Origin of the sequence: Bacillus sp. 1735sda2 (assembly GCF_024159245.1) — a bacterium.
Taxonomy (GTDB): Bacteria; Bacillota; Bacilli; order Bacillales; family Bacillaceae; genus Bacillus; species Bacillus pumilus_O.
This window is the reverse complement of the sequence record NZ_JAMYWZ010000001.1, coordinates 1,563,913-1,582,688: the sequence shown is the minus strand read 5'-3', so window position 1 is coordinate 1,582,688 and position 18,776 is coordinate 1,563,913. Positions and strand designations below refer to the sequence as shown.

General features: G+C 40.3%; 14 protein-coding genes. All 14 read right to left on the bottom strand.

Going from position 1 to position 18,776, the window contains the following annotated elements; all coding sequences use genetic code 11:
• Window positions 1-103 precede the first annotated feature (103 nt).
• The 14 genes from NKR21_RS08155 to NKR21_RS08090 all read right to left on the bottom strand — a co-directional run bounded on the left by NKR21_RS08155 (window position 104) and on the right by NKR21_RS08090 (window position 18,708).
• Window positions 104-3,580 (bottom strand): S8 family peptidase, encoded by a 3,477-nt coding sequence (locus tag NKR21_RS08155; protein ID WP_144455963.1) that lies wholly within the window; start codon window positions 3,578-3,580, stop codon window positions 104-106.
• Window positions 3,581-3,871: 291 nt separating this feature from the next.
• Window positions 3,872-5,017, bottom strand: a complete 1,146-nt coding sequence (gene ftsZ, locus NKR21_RS08150; RefSeq protein ID WP_003211613.1) for a cell division protein FtsZ — start codon at window positions 5,015-5,017, stop codon at window positions 3,872-3,874.
• Between the two features lie 33 nt (window positions 5,018-5,050).
• Window positions 5,051-6,373 (bottom strand): cell division protein FtsA, encoded by a 1,323-nt coding sequence (gene ftsA / locus NKR21_RS08145; protein ID WP_012009874.1) that lies wholly within the window; start codon window positions 6,371-6,373, stop codon window positions 5,051-5,053.
• Window positions 6,374-6,532: 159 nt separating this feature from the next.
• Window positions 6,533-6,901, bottom strand: a complete 369-nt coding sequence (locus tag NKR21_RS08140; protein WP_003210988.1) for a small basic family protein — start codon at window positions 6,899-6,901, stop codon at window positions 6,533-6,535.
• On the bottom strand, window positions 6,901-7,626 hold the full coding sequence (locus NKR21_RS08135; protein WP_144455961.1) for a DUF881 domain-containing protein: 726 nt from the start codon (window positions 7,624-7,626) through the stop codon (window positions 6,901-6,903). The genes NKR21_RS08140 and NKR21_RS08135 overlap by 1 nt, the downstream gene beginning before the upstream one ends.
• Before the next feature lie 20 nt (window positions 7,627-7,646).
• Window positions 7,647-8,336 carry a DUF881 domain-containing protein gene (locus tag NKR21_RS08130; RefSeq protein WP_003211621.1) on the bottom strand — a complete coding sequence of 230 codons (690 nt, stop codon included), beginning with the start codon at window positions 8,334-8,336 and terminating at the stop codon, window positions 7,647-7,649.
• Window positions 8,333-9,112: a cell division protein FtsQ/DivIB gene (locus tag NKR21_RS08125; protein ID WP_012009871.1), complete on the bottom strand. Its 780-nt coding sequence runs from the start codon at window positions 9,110-9,112 to the stop codon at window positions 8,333-8,335. The genes NKR21_RS08130 and NKR21_RS08125 overlap by 4 nt, the downstream gene beginning before the upstream one ends.
• Window positions 9,113-9,239: 127 nt before the next feature.
• A complete protein-coding gene (gene murB / locus NKR21_RS08120; RefSeq protein ID WP_144455959.1) occupies window positions 9,240-10,151 on the bottom strand; it encodes a UDP-N-acetylmuramate dehydrogenase in 912 nt (303 codons plus the stop codon).
• A 31-nt stretch (window positions 10,152-10,182) separates the two neighbouring features.
• Entirely contained in the window at window positions 10,183-11,277 is a 1,095-nt protein-coding gene (murG, locus tag NKR21_RS08115; RefSeq protein WP_119124807.1) for an undecaprenyldiphospho-muramoylpentapeptide beta-N-acetylglucosaminyltransferase, read from the bottom strand.
• Between the two features lie 197 nt (window positions 11,278-11,474).
• Complete coding sequence (gene spoVE, locus NKR21_RS08110; RefSeq protein WP_003212197.1) at window positions 11,475-12,575, bottom strand: stage V sporulation protein E; 1,101 nt, start codon at window positions 12,573-12,575, stop codon at window positions 11,475-11,477.
• Window positions 12,576-12,634: 59 nt separating this feature from the next.
• Window positions 12,635-13,981: a UDP-N-acetylmuramoyl-L-alanine--D-glutamate ligase gene (gene murD / locus NKR21_RS08105; protein WP_391509294.1), complete on the bottom strand. Its 1,347-nt coding sequence runs from the start codon at window positions 13,979-13,981 to the stop codon at window positions 12,635-12,637.
• Between the two features lie 9 nt (window positions 13,982-13,990).
• On the bottom strand, window positions 13,991-14,965 hold the full coding sequence (gene mraY, locus NKR21_RS08100) for a phospho-N-acetylmuramoyl-pentapeptide-transferase (RefSeq protein WP_003211854.1): 975 nt from the start codon (window positions 14,963-14,965) through the stop codon (window positions 13,991-13,993).
• 135 nt (window positions 14,966-15,100) lie between these two features.
• Window positions 15,101-16,576, bottom strand: coding sequence for a UDP-N-acetylmuramoyl-L-alanyl-D-glutamate--2,6-diaminopimelate ligase (locus NKR21_RS08095; RefSeq protein WP_041816230.1), 1,476 nt, complete (start codon window positions 16,574-16,576; stop codon window positions 15,101-15,103).
• A 212-nt stretch (window positions 16,577-16,788) separates the two neighbouring features.
• Window positions 16,789-18,708 carry a stage V sporulation protein D gene (locus NKR21_RS08090; RefSeq protein WP_012009866.1) on the bottom strand — a complete coding sequence of 640 codons (1,920 nt, stop codon included), beginning with the start codon at window positions 18,706-18,708 and terminating at the stop codon, window positions 16,789-16,791.
• Window positions 18,709-18,776: the final 68 nt, after the last annotated feature.

Below are 18,776 nucleotides of genomic sequence, written 5' to 3'. Positions count from 1 at the left end.
TTATTGTTTTTGTCGAGGATTGAGAGAGATTTTTCTGGACGAGCCTTCAAACCTTTTTGAAAGAAAAAAGACACGCTCCTAGAAGTCGTGTCTTTTGTTTAAATTACTTTTCATTGATATTTAATGTGCCTGAAGCTTTTTGTCTTGTGACATTTCCATAATCATCTCGCACAATCACCTCAATGACCGCACTTTTTGCTTTAGCGGTAGAAGTAGCAGTCCAGTACCCTTCATACGTACCGCTCGATACTTCGCGAAGCGGCAGCTCTGTAGTATTTTGAAGCTTTGATCTCGCGTTTGTCAGCGGCATGTGAATGACAAACGTTGCGTCTAGCTTTTCTCTGCTGTGGAATGAAATTTTAACAGACTCCCCTGATGCAAGATGGACATTCTCTGCTGGAGTCAGCTCAGAAATCTCAGGTGCCTCATATTGGACATCGATATTGATTTTTTTAGTCGTTTTGTTTCCTGCTGCATCTTTCGCTATGACTTTGATCGTATTTTTCCCGTTCTCAAGTAGTATTCTTGCGGAATATGTCCCATCTTTTATGGTTGCCTTTTTTCCATTTACGGTGACTTGATCAAGATGATCGTCTGTGGCCTTTCCTTCTACAGTGAGCGATTCTTTATTTGTCTTTTCCCCTTTTTTCGGTGTATCGATGGTAAGCGCTGGAGCTGTTTGATCAATGATCACCTTTACTGGTGTTGATCGTTTTGTTGCGCCTTTATCCGTAACAGTTGCAGCCGTGAATACATGCTCTCCGCTTGAAACTGTGACCTTTTCTTTGAAAGCGCCTGACTGATCTGCTTTCACTTTGGCAATCTCTTCATCGTTTTGATAGATCGCCACATCAAGCCCAGGAGAGGCTTTGCCTTCAATCTCCAGTTCACCTTGGTTCGTAATGATTCCTGCCTTTGGTGATGTAATCTCTGGCACATCTGCTTCATAGTCAACAAGCGCACGAATCATATAATTCCCCTCTTCTTTTGGAGAAGGAGAAAAAGCACCGCTTGTGAGCTGCCAGCTTCTTTCAGCATTTGGTCCATCCTCATCAGTTGCAAGGCCTGGAGATTCTGTATTCTTTTTCGTTTGAATATAGACAAGATAGAAATCTCCATCCACCGTAATGGCTTGGTCTTCTAAGTCTACTTTTGTCCATTCACCATTACGCAGTGCATTTGCTTTTAGAGGTCCTGCTATTTTCTCTCCTGGAGCTCCGTTCTTCCCAGAAGCGTCATACACTTCCACCGCAAATTCATTCCCTCCAGGAGCTGGCCACTCTGATGACCAGAATCGGAAAAGCCCTCCTGTGAGTTGCGCTTGTTTCTTCCCCTTTTCTAGTGAAAACTTCACAGCCCAGCCATTGCCTGGATCATAGAAGGCTCTCGCATTTTCAGCTGTACCGTCATCATAGCCAATCTCACCAGCAAATCCGATGAATGGCTCTAGCTGAATGGCTTTTTCCACCGGCTTTTCTGTCACATCTGCTGTAAAAGAATATCCTTTAAACCCTTTGGCAAATACTTTGACGGTATAGGCACCGCTCAATGCCTCTATAGAAAATTCGCCAGATTCATTTGTTTTCACCGGCTTAATTTTCGCATCCTCTACAAGATAAACCGTTGCATCCTTTATTTTTTCACCCGTTGTTTCGTTGGCAATTGTGCCAGATATCGTTCGTTTCTTTAGTGGCTGTAAGGCGAAATTCGCCTCAGCCGTTTCATTTGAAGAAATATGGACGGTTTGTGTGCGTGATTCAAATCCGTAAGCTTCCGCTTTCACTGTGAATTCTCCTGCACTATGAGGAAGCTGATATCTCCCTGTCGCTTCATCTGTGTACGTTGACTTGCCGCTTTCAAGAACACTGATTTCCGCTTTCATAGGAAGAGCTTTGATGAACGGAGTAGTTAGATTTTTTTCTTTTTTATGTGGATGTACAGCCTTATTTTTTTTAGGCATGGTTTGATCTGGAATTTTCATCTCATCTAAATGAACATCTTCGTTTGTCACCTGTCCTTCAACCATCCCAATTCCATCTGTTAATGCTGTAATTGCCTCTCTTGCATCAACTAAACCTGCCCCATAGCCATTGTTAGGTGATTCTGGGAATTGCTGATCAGTTAACGGCTTCGCAGTATCAATCAGTATTTGTTCAATCTGTTCAACTGAAAGATCTGACTGTGCTTGGCGAAGAAGAGCCACAACAGCTGACACATGCGGGCCAGCCATCGACGTCCCGTTCCAGCCATCTTCATACCCTTTCCCAGGAATGGATGAACGAATGTTTACCCCTGGCGCCGCAATGTCTGGTTTCATGACGCCATATGGAGACGGACCTTGCAGTGAGAAAGACCCCAATTTATTATTTTGATCCGTAGCGCCCGTTGCAAAGGCCTCTTGATAGTTCGCAGGATTCGCAATGGAGCCTTCACCACCAGGGTTGAATAAATCGGTATTGCCAGCTGAAAACTCTGGGAAGATGTCTGCGGCTCTCCAAGCATTGACGACATCCTTATACCAATCATCAAGACCAGGTCCACCGCCCCAAGAATTATTGACGACATCTGGTGCCTTTTCTGGATGTGGGTTTCCTGCGTCATCTTTTGGTGCTAAAATCCACTCACCTGCGTCAAGCAGATCAGCATCTGTACCACCATCTTCTGAGAAAGCTTTCACCGCGATCCATTTTGCCCCCGGTGCGACTCCGATTTGATTCTTTCCATCTGGCTCAGAGCCAACCATCGTTCCCGTTACATGGGTACCATGCTCTAAATCATCATATGGTGCTTCAGATCCTGTCGTAGCATCGTACCAATTGAATTCATGCGTTGGTTCATTCGGATGTGCTGGATCAAACCCGCGGTATTTTTCCTTTAAAGCAGGATGATCCCATTCCACTCCTGTATCAATACTTGCCACAACTGTACCAGTACCGTCATAACCTAAAGCCCATGCGTCTGGAGCATGAATTTGAGAAATGTTCCACTCGACTCCATCTACTGCTTTCATTTGTTTTTTTTGCTTCGTCTTCAAATCAACGGGGCGGTGAATTTGACGAGTTTCATTTGGCAGCACTTGATCTACTTCCGGGAAGGCAGCCACCTTTTCCATGACTTCTTTCGTTCCCGTCACCGCTAGACCATTCACAATATAGTACGAATGAATCTCCTTCACTTGCTTTTTCTTTTTCTCTTTTTGTAAATACGTAAGCAGCGCTTGCTGCGTCTCCTCAGATGTTGCTCTTAATTCGGATACGACAGCTGATCTTTTTGTGTATTGTGTTTTAGCCGCTGTTAATTTCTGTTTTTTGGCTTTGGACACCGCTTCCTTCGCCACTTTTTTCGTATTTGTTTGCTCTTTCATTTTGATTAAAAAAGTCACCTGATCATCCTGCTGAAACTGTTTCATTAATCTAGATGAGATCTTTGCTTTTGTTGTCTTAGAGGAGACAGCTTCCTCCTGATATGAGGTAGAAGTCGATTTTGCTTGAACCATCCCAAAGCTTGTCATCGTTAAAGTACCAATCACCAAAAGACTCATCAAACGATAGCCGGCGGTCTTGCGAAACTTCAATTTCAATCAAATCCCTCCTCCTCAAATGGCCAAACAGAGTATAGGTCTCACTCCTTTCCTTCTATTGTTCATGACAAGATTCATGTTGTTCTATTTAATGTAGTCAAATAAAGTTCATCATTTTGTCGTTTTTTGTAAGAGGGAGTAAAAATGATTCTTTTTTCTTAAACACCATAAGTCAAATTACACATGGAAGTTGAAATGACTTTCTCGCACTTAAGACTTTTTGATTAGATTCTCTTATACGTTGAGACATGAAAAAACCCCTTCCAATGGAAGGGGTTAAGCGATACTTGATTAGCGTTTATTGCGGTTGCGTAAGAACGTTGGAATGTCTAGCGTATCATCACTTGATTGTGTATTTTGTCTAGGCTGAGATGATGGCTGTTGATGTTCCTCGCGTTTTACTTCACGTTTTTGAGGAATGGATTGATTTTGCTTTAATCCTTGTCCTAATGGGTTTCTTTGTGATTTTGTCACTTCTGGTTCTTGCTCGATGAATCCAGTAGCGATCACAGTCACCACAATTTCATCCTTCAAGTTATCATTGATGACAGACCCGAAAATCATGTTTACATCTTCGTCAGAAGCAGAAGCCACAATATCTGCTGCTTCTTGCACTTCATAAAGACTTAGGTTCGTACCACCCGTAATGTTCATGATGACGCCTTGAGCACCATCAATCGCTGTTTCTAGAAGTGGTGAAGAAATGGCTTTCTTCGCAGCTTCAGCAGCACGATTTTCGCCTGTAGCGACGCCAATTCCCATTAGAGCCGATCCTTTATTGGACATGATTGTTTTCACGTCAGCAAAGTCAAGGTTAATCAGACCTGGTGTTGCAATCAAATCGGAAATCCCTTGAACACCTTGTCTTAGCACGTTATCTGCTGCGCGGAACGCTTCCAGCATTGGCGTGTTTTTATCAACAATTTCAAGCAAGCGATCGTTTGGAATCACAATTAATGTGTCAACTGCTTCTTTCATAGAAGCAATTCCTTCTACTGCTTGAAGCTGACGTTTTCTTCCTTCAAATGTGAAAGGACGAGTCACAACTCCAACTGTCAATGCACCAGAATCTTTTGCGATTTTTGCAATGACAGGTGCAGCACCCGTACCAGTTCCACCGCCCATACCAGCTGTAACGAAGACCATGTCTGCGCCTTTTAATACTTCTTCAATCTGCTCTTTGCTTTCCTCAGCAGCTTTTTTACCGACCTCAGGATTCGCACCTGCTCCAAGCCCTCTTGTCAGCTTAGCACCGATTTGCATTTTAGTTTCTGCTTTTGATAGATTTAATGCCTGTGCATCAGTATTGACTGCAATAAAATCGACACCTTGTACGTCATTTTCGATCATTCGATTGACAGCGTTATTCCCGCCGCCACCTACTCCGATTACTTTAATTGATGCTAGGCCGTCTATATTTGTTTCAAACTCCAACATGCTGAATCCTCCTAATCCGTCGAAAATCTAATTCTATTCCCAGAACATATTAAATAGTTTTTTCATTTTGCCCGGTTTTTTATTTGTCTCTTGTTGTGCTTTTTGTTTTACTTTCGGTCTTGGCTGCGCTTCTTTCACTTGTGGTGCAGAAGAAACCGGCTCCATGGATGCGCCTACTTCATGAAACGCCTCATCTGGCATTTGGAATCCAACCTGTCTGCCCTGAATCTTTGCATTGCGATAAGCAAAGTGGATCAGACCCACTCCTGTCATATATTGAGGCTCTCTCACCCCGATATAATTCGGACTTGCAATCCTAACATTGTTTTGCAAAACCGTTTGTGCAAGAGAAAGGATACCTGGTATGGCTGCTTGTCCACCTGTGAGAACGAATCCACCAGGCAAATCATGAACACCCATATTTCTTAATTCCTCTGCAACAAAGAGCAAGATTTCCTCCAGCCGCGCTTCAATAATGTTAGCTGCATCAAGCTGTGTATACGTTTGTTTTTGATCAGTACCGATCACAGAAACTTCAAATGTCTCTTCCGTCGATGCCTCATCATAAAACGCATGCCCAAATTGTTTTTTGATTCGTTCAGCTTCTTCAGTGGAAGTTCTAAGTCCTATAGACAAATCTTTTGTTATGTTCTCTCCGCCCAAAGGGATACTGTGAGTAGAATAGAGATGCCCGTTTTCAAATACGGAAATCGTTGTAGATCCGCCGCCGATATCGACAAGAGCTACCCCGAGATTTTTTTCATCTTTCGATAATGCTGCTGAGCCCGATGCGAGTGGCTGCAAGCATATATCCATAATTTCAATTCCAGCTCTTTCTACACATCGGAGCCAGTTATGTAGAATCGTTTTAGAACCTGTAATTAACGATCCTTCCACCTCTAGCCGAACACCAAGCATTTTTTTCGGATCTGTGATCTCATCTCTTCCGTCCACGATAAATTGTCTCGGAATCACGTCTACGACGAGATGTTCTTGAGGAATAGATACTACTTGTGCAGCATCTAAGACACGTCTCACATCTTCAGCATGTATTTCTTTGTTTTCACTAGATACTGCGACTACGCCGCTCGTATTCTGAATATGAATGTGGTTTCCGTTAATTCCGACAATCGCCTTTTGTAAAGGAAAACCTACCATTCTCTCAGCCTGTTCAAATGCTTGTCTAATAGAATGAACTGTCTCATCTATATCAACAATCGATCCTTTTTTTAACCCCTCTGAAGGGACATTTCCAACACCTATAATGTTAAGCGAATCATCCGCCATTTCTCCGACGATGACTTTTATATTGGATGTACCGATGTCAAGGCTGACGTAAATTTCATTGTTGTTCATTCTATGGCACCTCCTCACATATCAATACTTTCTATTCTATTATTTGCTGAACAACAATACAATGAATGTGTTTTTACAAGTGTGTAACAAAACTTAAAAAATCAACATTTTTTATTAGGATTACTGAAAATATTCGTTACATCATATGTATATCCTTTTTTATGACTCACTTTTTTTCTTTTTTTCTCTAGAAATTGTCCATTTTGTTAGTAGAATTCTTCTGATTACTGCTATATTTTGAAACAATCTAACGCCGAATGCAAACATTCCAACTAAGTACAAGTCTACACCAAGATGGACGCCCAGAAAAGCTAAACTTATTGCCAGTATAATATTAAAGAAGAAGCCTGATACAAACACTAGTTCATCGTATGCCCCTTGCAGATGTGCCCGGATACCACCAATCAATGTATCAAGCGCAGCAAGTACAGCGAGGGAAAGATAATTGGAATACTCATTCGGTATCGTAAAATTAGTTAAGAAACCGATCGCAACTCCTATGATTAAGCCAAGTACAGGAAGCCACATTAAGATTTTCCCTCCTTTACATCGTCAAGAGGCTTCAATTCGTTTACTTGAATTGCACCGTCATATGCTTTTAAATGAATTTTTTTCTTCGGCTGGCTTATACTCAAGCTGAAGTTTTCCTGAGCAAACAAGTCACCAATATCTGATACATTTAAACGGCTGTATAATTTGTCGGCCTGCTCACCAATCATTTTAATGGTGACTTCATCACTATCTAAGCTGTAGCCATCCATTTTTGTCGTGCCATTAATATCTCGAATCACACTTGTATTAATCACACGGCGATCATTAATAGAAATATGTTTTGCCCCAAACATATTGGCTTCGTTAATTAACTTTTTCAGAAGATCAGGTGGGATATTTTTCACTTCTTCTCCGGTAAGGTCCTTGGAAAAAAGCTGAGAAATGTCAATTTCAATCCCCTCCCCTTCCACTTCTGTAAAACCAGCCTTTTCTTTTAAATCTTTTAACGTTTTTGTTAATTGTGCTTCTTTTGATCGATCTCCTTGATGACCATATTTTTTAAGCATCTCGTCGTATTTATCAATTTCTTTCAATAAATCCAATTCCTTACTTTTAGATGCAGATAAATCCTCTCTCAGTTCCCACACATCACGAGTATCTCGAACTTCGGGCTTCTGTAAGGAATTGAATTGGATGGAGACCATGATGCCAAATATGATCATTAAAACTGTTAAACTAAGTAAAGGCTTCTTTTTCCTCAACACCACTCACCTTTTCACTTTTAATCTTTGTTTCTTAAAAGAGGGTTCATACGAATATCCGTTTTCTCAATCGTCATTGAAATGTGATCACTTGTCAGCTGATCGACCACTCCCCCTGCAATATTTAAAGCAGGTATTAACACAGCTGGATCACCAATAGCAGATATGACAAATGGTGCTGGATGCTGAACACCATCTACTGTGACAACTGGTCCGTTACAATGTATGTATGATTGGTGTGTGATTCTTTGTCCATTAATAGATACAGCAGAAGCACCTGATATAAATAGTTCGTTTATCACATGAAAAATATGGCTCTCATGCACAATGTAATTATTGACATTTTGTCCACTCGGGATATAAGATGCATCTTCAAGAGACACTTTTACCCCTTTTCCTTTTACACCGATCTCTCCTGTAAACATTCTGTATTTCTCAACATCTTCCAATACATTAAAATACTGCTCTTTTTCATTTTTCAAATTAGACTCTGTTGCTTGTACCTTTGATTGAAGACTATATAATTCTTTTTCGAGTTTCTGATTCGCCTTTTCTTGCGTTGTGAGCTGACTTTTCAGAGAGTATTCTTTTTTCCATTGCTCTGTCCGAATGACATCTGCCTGATGCTGCTTTGTATATTGGTATGAAAAAGATATCAGAAAGCCAAGAACAAGCATGACAATTGAGAATATAACTGTTTTGCCCCTCAACGCTCATCATCCTTTTTCTTAGATTTAAACGCTTCGAAATACGTAGCGACTTCCATATGAATTGTGCCTTTTTCAGATGACGAAAGCTCTTTAACAATGGCTGGATAGGTTTTCATTTTATCACCGAATGTTTTAATTGAAGCAATCACAGTGTTTCCGTCATTCATATAAAATTTAACTAGCCACTTGTTTGAATTTGTCGGCACATAATAAACTTCTGAGATGAGTTCCTGAATAGAGGCTGGCAGTTGATTTAAAGATTTAACCGTTTGCTTCAGCTTCTCCTTATTGTCCCAATCGACAAAAATAGGTCCTGCATGACTCGGTGTCACTTCTTCTGGTAATGCGGTCCCATTTTCAAGAAGCTCATAATATAGATTTCCCTTTTGAAGATACGCAATATTTGCATATTCTTTGACAGCAATACTCACTTTATTTGGGAAATGTTTTTTGATACTGACACTTTTAATCAGTTTATTTTGTTTAATATGATCTGCTGTTGTATCTTTATTTAAATTCCAAAACTCTGTTTCGCCTTCTTTAATTTGTGAAAGTTTAACAAGCTGTTTTGTAGAGACATGTTCGTTACCTGTGATGGTTAATGAAGATATCTTGCTGATAGGTGTCTGCAAATAAATAATGATTAAAACCATGATAAAAAACAGTAGTATAAAAGAGATCAGTCTCCGGTTCGCTTTTTGCTTCCTTTGTTCTTTAATTTTAGGAATTCGCTCTTCTATATTGACGATCTTTTCATTTTCATGATCAGGCCGCATATATACTCTTCACCTCATTCAAAGCTGCTTGTCCACACCTTTGGGTCATCATTTTGATGAGAAAACAAACGGCATTCTTTCATGCCGTTTGTTTTCTTCTGATGTGATCATTCATAAAAACTACCTGTTAATTTTCTTCACCGATAATTTCTACTTCTGTATGCATCTCTACGTTATAGTCTTCTTTAATTTTATTTTGGATGAACTGAATTAAGTCCAGTACGTCTTGAGCAGTGGCTCCACCAGCGTTGACAATAAAGTTGCCGTGCATATCAGAAATTCTAGCTCCGCCGAGTTGGTATCCTTTTAAATTCGCTTTTTCTACGAGCTGTCCTGCATATTCAGGCAGCGGATTCCGAAAAATACTGCCAGCACATGGCCGATTATAAGGCTGGGTTTCTTTACGATAATCTTTATTTTGTTGCATCTTCTTTGTGATTTTCTCGCGGTCATCCTGCTTGAGCTTAAACACAGCTTCGAGAACAATGCCAGGTCGTTCCTTTTGAAGGACTGACGTTCGATAGCTAAAATTCATTTGCTCATTTGTAAGCCACTCGATACTTCCGTCTTCAAATAAGATTCTAGCTTTCACAAGAATTTTACTGATGTCAGATCCATGTGCACCTGCGTTCATATACACAGCGCCGCCAATAGACCCCGGAATACCAGCTGCAAATTCCAGGCCTGAAAGACCCTGTTTACTAAGCGATGTTGCGAGCCTTACGACAGAGTAACCACCGCCGACTGTAATTTCTTCATCATTTACAGTTAGGTGATCCAGTCCAGTACCCAGCTTTAGGACAACTCCTCGAATTCCTTTATCGAGTACAAGTAAATTCGAACCTCTTCCAATAACCGTCCAATTCGTCTGGTGTTTTTTCACATGATCCATGATCGTTTTCACTGCATCGATATCTTTTGGGATGATCAAAAGATCTGCTGGTCCGCCTATTTTCATTGTTGTATGATTCGCAAGCGGCTCGTTTTCAAGTACTTTACCAACTTGCGCTTCTAATAATTCATTCTTCAAGTTCTCCATATTACCCTCCGCCTTACCTAATATCATTCCATCATGTAGTCGTAATTTCTTTTAACACATTATATAAACGTGTAGCCGCATCTGGTACTCCGAGTTCTTTCGTTAAACGGCTCATTTGGTTGAGCTTTTCTTCATTACCAGCAATTTCATCAATAGCATGCAGCAGACGATCCCCTGTAAGTTCTGATTCTCTTAAAACAATCGCAGCATCATGTTTTTCAAGTGATCTTGCATTGATTTCCTGATGATTTGCCGTCACGTATGGGCTCGGAATAAAAATGGTTGGGATTCCAAGAGCCGTTACTTCAGCAATAGTTGTAGCTCCTGCTCTTGCAACAATCACATCGATCGACTTTAGGTACTCCGGCATCTGATGCAAGAAAGGTTTTGTGATCATGTTAGGTGCTAAACCTTTTTCCTTTAGTTCATTCAACACCTTTTCATAATGAACCTCGCCTGTGATATATAAAAGCTGGTAGTTTTTTGCCTTTAAACCCTCTTGCATTTCAATCACTGCTCTATTGATTGGAGCAGCGCCTCGGCTCCCGCCGAAAATAAGAACCGTTTTTTTGTTTTCATCAAGCCCAAATTCTTTAAGAGATTTCCCCTCTTTTATAGAGACGACTTCAGAGGCTCTAGGGTTTCCCGTAAATACAACCTTTTCAGAAGGAAAATGTGCCTTTGCTTCATCAAAGCATATGGCTACCTTATTAACATATCTCGCTAGGAACTTATTTGTAATACCAGGCAGGCTGTTTTGTTCGTGTATAATAGTCGGGATCTTCAGCTTAGAAGCTGCATAAACCACAGGACCACACACATAACCGCCTGTTCCAATAACCGCATCAGGCTTGAATTCTTTTAAGTAAGATTTGCTTTTTTGAACGCCTTTTAAAAATCTCATCACCGTTTTGACGTTATCAAAGGAAAGTTTTCGTTTAAAACCTGAAATTTCTATCGCCTTGAAAGGGATATTTTCTCTTTCTACAATTTTCTTTTCAAGTCCATTTTCAGTACCAATATATAAAAATTCCACATCAGGATGCAGCCTTTTCACTTCTTTAATAAAGGCTAAGGCCGGATAAATATGTCCGCCTGTTCCGCCTCCACTGATTACTATACGCATTATACCATTTCCCCTCGATTTTTTTCTGCTCTGAACAAAGTATAAACCCTGTTTTAAACAACAGGGCTCCATTAAAACCTGTAAAGAAGAGTCAAAATACACGTTTTCGAAACAAAAACTGTCATTTTCACTCTTCAAATCATTTTTTTATACTTTTGCAAAATAAACGTCAACATGTTTTCATTAGCTACATCAAGCTAATATCTTGCGTACCTGCTGACATTCAGAAGTACGCCAATCGCCATCAGCATTAATGTCAATGATGAGCCGCCATAACTAAGGAATGGGAGCGTAATACCTGTCACAGGAATCAGTCCAGTGACAACTGCGATGTTAATCATTACTTGAATGGCAACCATTGAAATAATACCAACTGCTAGGAAACTCCCATATAAGTCTGGCGCTCCAAGTGCTATTCGTATGCCTCTCCATAATAGAACACTAAAGAGGAGTAAAATAAGTGATCCTCCTATAAAGCCAAGCTCTTCAGACAATATCGCAAAGATGAAGTCCGTTTGGGGCTCAGGTAAATAGAAGAATTTTTGTCTACTTTGACCAAGTCCCATTCCGAACAGACCACCTGGACCAACAGCATATAAGGACTGAATAATTTGAAACCCACTGCCTAGCGGATCTTCCCAAGGATTTAAGTATGATGTAATTCGTTTTATTCGGTAGGGTGCTGATAAGACAAGCGCGGCAAACCCGCTGAGCCCTATAAGACCGAGAAATATAAAGTGAGCAATTCTCGCACCTGAAACAAATATCATGATAATACAGGTTCCAACCATTACCGTTCCTGTTCCCAGATCTGGTTGAAGCATAATGATGGCAAATGCAGAAAATACAATGCCTAAAGCTGGGGCAAAACCTTTGCGAAAGGATGTGATATTTTTTTGTTTTTCAGATAAGAATTTTGCAAGAAACGCAATCATCGCAAGCTTCATAAATTCAGAGGGCTGAATACTAAACGCACCGACACCGATCCAGCTTCTTGATCCATTTCTCTCCATACCGATGCCAGGAATAAGTACAAGCAGCAAAAGGAGAAAACAAACAGCAATCAATATCTTTGACCAAGTCCGCCACGTCCAATAATCGACTCGCATAATGAAAAACATTGCGATAACTCCGATTCCGGCAAACAACAGCTGTCTTTTTGCAAAATAAAACGAATCATCAAATTTATACGATGCCCACACTGCACTAGCGCTGTACACCATAATTAAACCAATCGTCAATAAAAGTAACGTAATGACAACAAGCAAAAAATCCGGAGAAGTTTTCTTATTCGTCAAGAGACCGACACCCCAAGCATAATTTCATTTGGGCTGTCAGTCGTATGAGAGACAAGCCCTTATTTAAGCATATGCACGGCGTTTACAAACATGTCTCCACGTTCTTCAAATGTTTTATGTTGATCCCAGCTTGCACAAGCCGGAGATAATAAAATCACATCTTCTTCTTCAGATATGTTAAACGCCGCAGGTACTGCTTGTTCAACATTATCGACATGTTTTACATGATGTATTCCAAGCTCTTCACCAAGCTTCACAAACTTAGATGCAGTCTCACCAAATGTGATCATTCCTTTTACATGTTTCATAAAAGGTTTCAATTCATCAAATTCATTGCCTCGATCAAGTCCACCTGCTAACAAAATAGTCGGTTGTTCGAAAGCTGACAATGCTTTACTTGTTGCCAAAATATTGGTTGCTTTACTATCGTTATAAAATTTCCGACTCTGAATTGTATCTACAAATTGCAGACGATGCTTCACTCCACCAAATGTCGTGAGAACGTGAACGATTGCATCATTTGAGCAACCTGCATTTTTCACAACACAAATAGCTGCCAAAATGTTTTCTTGGTTATGTTCACCAGGAAGGACAACATCCTTTACATCAATGATATGTTCATTCATGTAGTAAATTGCACCATGTTGAATAAACGCACCATGTTCTACTGGCTCTTTCACTGAGAAAAACACTTTTTTTGCTTTTGAACCTTCTGCTAATTTTACAACTGAAGGATCATCTAAGTTAATGACAGCAATGTCATCTTCATGTTGATGTGCGAATACTTTCTGCTTTGCTTTTTCATATTCTTCACGAGTGTGGTGATAGTCTAAATGTGCATCAAAAATATTTAATATTAAGCTGATTTTCGGTCTAAATTCAACTGTCCCCATTAACTGAAAAGAAGAGAGTTCCGTTACGATCCACTCATCGCCATCTGCATTTGCAGCGACTTCACTGGCAACTGTTCCAATATTACCAGCCACTAATGTTTTTTGGCTGTCTTTTTTCAGCATTTCATAAATTAATGTCGTAGTAGTGGTTTTTCCATTCGATCCAGTAATCCCAATAAAAGGAGATGAGGTTAAATGATACGCTAATTCTATTTCAGTCCAAACTGGAATTTGACGGCGAAGCGCTTCTTGAACCATCACATTTTCATAAGGAATGCCTGGATTTTTAATTAAAATTGTAATGTCTTTATCTTCGAATATACGAAGAGGATGACTGCCACAAACGACATCAATCCCCTTTTCAGAAAGTAGCTGAGCAGGTTCATTCTCTTCAAATGGTTTTTGATCATTTACCGTCACATTTACTCCATGTTCATGAAGAATTGAAGCTGCCGCATATCCGCTTTTAGCAAGACCTAATACTAGTACATGTTCGTTTTTTAACATTTGCATCTTATTCAATTATAACCACACCTCGATGTAAATTCCTAAAACAGCCAGTAATAAACCAGCTGTCCAGAAGGTGACAACTACTCTCCACTCTGACCAGCCAACTAATTCATAGTGGTGGTGAAGTGGACTCATCTTAAAGATTCTTTTGCCGGTTGTTTTAAAGGAAATGACTTGAAGAATAACGGATAACGTCTCTACAACAAATACCCCACCAATAATGACAAGTAAAATTTCAAGCTTCGTTAAAATCGCAATTGCTACAATAGCTCCGCCTAAAGCTAGAGAACCTGTATCACCCATAAATACTTTTGCAGGATGTGCGTTAAACACAAGGAAGCCAAGGACGGCGCCTGCAACAGCTACTGAGAAGATTGCTACATCATACTGCGATTGATTCCAAGCCAGTATAGCAAATGCACCGAAAGCAATAGCAGCTGTTCCAGATAAGAGACCATCCAGTCCATCTGTTAAGTTTACGGCATTAGAACCTCCGACAAGCATGAAGACAACAAGGATAAAGTAAGCCCATCCTAAATCAAAGCTGACGTCTGTGCCTGGAATGCGAATTGTCGTTGCAAACTGATAATAATGGAAAACTGCATAAAAGATCACAGCGATCACAATTTGACCGATTAATTTCTGTTTCGATGTTAATCCAAGATTTCGTTTCATCGCTACTTTAATATAATCATCTAAAAATCCTAATAGGCCGTAACCAAGTGTGACAAATAACAGTAAAAACATTTCTGGACTAATCTCAGAAAATTTGTTGATCATCACAATTGTTGTAATAGTGATAGAAAAGATAATCATGATGCCGCCCATTGTCGGCGTTCCAGATTTCTTTTGGTGCGATTGCGGGCCTTCTTCTCTAATACTTTGACCAAATTTTAGCCTTCTTAAAAACGGTATAAAAATCGGGGATAAAAGAACACTGATTAAAAATCCCATTATGATTGTAAACAATATCACCTGTTCAAGCATCGTTCTTTACTCCTTCCGAATTTCCAAAGCCGTTTCCCATCAGAAAATTGCATTCATTATTATGGTATTCATTCTTGTTCTTCGTATGTTGTTTTTGTACAAAATGCTTCATTTCATTACACTCTTTTCATCATTTTAAGATTTGTTTAGGTCTAAAATAGCGTCAACAGCAATTTTTGCATCATCAAAGTCATAGACTTGATCGCCAATAATTTGATAGGTCTCATGGCCTTTACCCGCTATTAGGACTGTATCGCCTTTTTTTGCATTGGCAATGGCAAAGAAAATCGCTTGTTTCCGATTCACAAAGCTATGATAATATGCGTCTGGTACCCCATTTTCCATATCTTTTAAAATGGCTGAAGGATCTTCGCTTCTTGGGTTGTCTGACGTAAATACAGGTTCATCTGCATATTTCACAGCGATTTGAGCCATTTGAGGACGCTTTGTTTTATCACGATCACCACCGCAGCCAATCACACAGAAAATTTTGCCCTCTGTTAATTCTCTACACGTTGTGAGGACATTTTCTAAACTGTCAGGTGTATGCGCGTAATCGACGATGACCGGGAAATCTTGATCGCAGTTTACAAGTTCAAATCTGCCTTTGACTCCTTCAAGCTCTTCAATCGCACTCACGATCGTCTCAAATGTTAAGCCAGATACGATCCCAACTGATACAGCTGCAAGGATATTATACACATTGAACTTCCCGACGAGGGCAACCGTCACTTTCTTGGTGCCGATTGGAGTGACCAAATCAAATTGAGTTCCCTTCGGCATGATTTGAATATTTTTTGCCATGACATCTGCTTTTTGCTCTAGGGCATACGTCATGACTTCAGCAGCAGTGACTTTTTCAAAATAACTCGAAGCCTCATCATCTGCATTTAAAATCGCATGCTTCGGTTTATTGTGATGAAAGGCACTTCCAAGCTGAGAAAACAACAAGCTTTTCGCATGTTTATATTCTTCCATTGTGTTGTGGTAGTCAAGATGGTCCTGTGTAAGGTTTGTGAAAACCGCAATATCATAATCACATCCATGTACTCTGCCAAGATGGAGGGCATGTGATGATACTTCCATGATGGCTGTGTCTACATCTTGATCAAGCATCTGTTTAAACGTTTTCTGAAGTGTGACACTTTCAGGTGTGGTATTTTTCACGTCGAGAATGTCATCATTCACTTTCATATACATCGTACCGATTAAGCCTGTTTTCTTTTCGGCTTTTCTCATCACTTGTTCGATCATGTGTGTTGTTGAGGTTTTTCCATTTGTACCAGTGATCCCAATGAGATTCAGCTTATGAGTGGGCTGTTCATAAAACGCATCAGCTATTCTTGCAAGTGCTCTTTGAGAGTGTTTCACAATAATGACTGGTACATCTGTTATGTTAAGTGGGTGTTCTGCTACAATGGCTGCAGCCCCGCTTTTCACCGCTTTTTCAGCGTAATCGTGTCCATCTACTGTATAGCCTTTTATACAGACAAAAAGGCTTCCCTCTTTCACCTCTCTTGAATCCATTTCAATGGAAGTGATATCAGGATTTTCGTTTATCAATTCGTTGTTTTCACTTTTAAAGTATGTAAGCAGTTCTTGTAATTTCATTTTCATATCAAACCTCTCAAATTCGTTCACGTGCATGTCTTGTGAAAAAAACACACAGTCTATATTTTATCGTAAAAAAAAGGATACATCCAGCGTATTCCTTAAGTTTCTGTTGGAAAAAACACACTTTGGACTCTTTTTTTCAAACTGTCCTTCTCTTTCAACAAAAAGAGGTAGCCAAATGAGTGCGGCTACCCTCTGTCTATTCTTTATTATTCATCGTTTAAGTATAATCTGATCGTCGAGCCTTCTTTGACCTTTGTCCCCGCAGCAGGTGATTGCTTCACTACCTTACTGCCAGTTCCTGAGGCATCGATCTTTAAGTTAATCAAGAGGGATTCAAGATCTGAAACAGATCCTCCTACAAGATTCGGTACTTCAATGGTTTTTGTGTCCAGCCACTGATACTTCTTTTCAATTTGGCCTTTTCTTTTTTTCACACCCATCTCAGGCAGGCTATCCCGCATAATATGACCAACAATTGGCGCGGCAACGGTACCACCAAATTGAATGGTGCCTTTTGGGTTATCCACAGCCACATAGACTACGATACTTGGGTCATCGGCAGGCGCAAAACCGATAAACGACACAATATGGTTATTCTCCATATACTTTCCGTCCTTTACCTTCTGGGCTGTTCCTGTTTTTCCGCCGACCCGATACCCTTCAACAAATGCATTTCGGCCAGTTCCTTGGGCGACTACACTTTCAAGTGCATACCTGATTTCTTTAGATGTTTCTGCTGAAATCACTTTCTTTTTGGCAATAGGCGATTGCTTTTTCACGACCTCTTTTGTGATTGGATCTATCCACTCTTTTGCAATATATGGCGTGTAAAGTGTCCCACCATTTACTGCAGCTGCTACTGCAGCCACTTGTTGAATCGGTGTAACAGAAACACCTTGACCAAAGGCCGTGGTCGCCTGCTCTACAGGACCTACACGATCAAGCGGGAACAAAATCCCACGTCCTTCTCCTTGAAGGTCAATTCCGGTTTTTTGGCCAAATCCGAAATTTTTGATATAAGAAAATAATTTTTCTTTACCCAGTCGGTCTCCCAGCTCGACAAAGCCGGGGTTACAGGAATTTTGAACGACTTCCAAGAATGACTGCGATCCATGTCCTCCTTTTTTCCAGCACCTAAGCCTTGCACCATCAACCGTCACAGATCCGCTGTCAAAAAATGAATCACGTTTTAAATTAACTTTCTTCTCTTCTAATGCTGCTGCAAGTGTAATAATTTTAAATGTTGAACCCGGCTCATATGTGCTCCACACCGGTAGATTTCGGTTGAACACTTTTGAATCAACTGATTGATAATCAGCTGGATCAAAATCTGGTCTGCTCGACATTCCGAGCACTTCACCATTTTTCGGATTCATCGCAATCGCAATCATACCATCAGGATTATACTTTGCCTGCGCGTTGTCTAATTCCCGTTCTATGATAGTTTGTACTTTTGCATCGACTGTCAATTTCATATCAAGACCATCTTTAGGGGGTGTATAATCATCTGCTTCATCTGGCATTTTTTGCCCTTTTGCATCAGAATAAAATTTCACAGAGCCTTTTTCGCCTTTTAGGTCGTCATCATAGTAGGCTTCAAGTCCAAGTAAGCCTTGATTATCGATTCCAGCAAAACCAAGTACATGTGAAAGAAAGCTGCCAAACGGATAATGTCTGATGCTGTCTTCTGCTACATACACACCTTCTAAATCAAGCTCTCTCACTTCTTTTGCTTTTTCATGTGATACCTTTCTGCCCTCAGGTGAAATTCGTTCTATTGATGTTTTCTTCGTGACGTGTTTGTACGCTTTCTCTTCAGACATATTCAGCACTGCTGCTAATTTCTTACTTGTTTCTGCAGGATCTTTAATTTGCCGAGGGACAACTAAAATAGATGGAGCACTTTTGTTCGTCGCAAGCTCTACTCCATTCCGGTCCAAGATATCTCCTCGTTCCGGTTCGAATGGAAGGTTTCTACTCCATGAATCTTTTGCTAAGCTTGTCAGCTTCTCGCCCATAATAAACTGCACATATCCTAATCTAGTATCTATGATGAAAAAAATGATCACCCCAAACAGCAGCACGAAAAGCAATCGTTTTCTCACTGTTACACTCGACACTCGCACGCCCGGTTCACTCCTTACATATGGCTTATTTTCATCATATGCAGGCCCGTCCTTTTGTAGAACGCTCC

Coding starts and splice junctions, on each gene's coding strand:
- ftsZ (WP_003211613.1), bottom strand. CDS start 5,017: ATGTTGGAGTTTGAAACAAATATAGACGGCCTAGCATCAATTAAAGTA.
- ftsA (WP_012009874.1), bottom strand. CDS start 6,373: ATGAACAACAATGAAATTTACGTCAGCCTTGACATCGGTACATCCAAT.
- NKR21_RS08140 (WP_003210988.1), bottom strand. CDS start 6,901: ATGTGGCTTCCTGTACTTGGCTTAATCATAGGAGTTGCGATCGGTTTC.
- NKR21_RS08125 (WP_012009871.1), bottom strand. CDS start 9,112: ATGCGGCCTGATCATGAAAATGAAAAGATCGTCAATATAGAAGAGCGA.
- murB (WP_144455959.1), bottom strand. CDS start 10,151: ATGGAGAACTTGAAGAATGAATTATTAGAAGCGCAAGTTGGTAAAGTA.
- murG (WP_119124807.1), bottom strand. CDS start 11,277: ATGCGTATAGTAATCAGTGGAGGCGGAACAGGCGGACATATTTATCCG.
- murD (WP_391509294.1), bottom strand. CDS start 13,981: ATGCAAATGTTAAAAAACGAACATGTACTAGTATTAGGTCTTGCTAAA.
- mraY (WP_003211854.1), bottom strand. CDS start 14,965: ATGCTTGAACAGGTGATATTGTTTACAATCATAATGGGATTTTTAATC.
- NKR21_RS08095 (WP_041816230.1), bottom strand. CDS start 16,576: ATGAAATTACAAGAACTGCTTACATACTTTAAAAGTGAAAACAACGAA.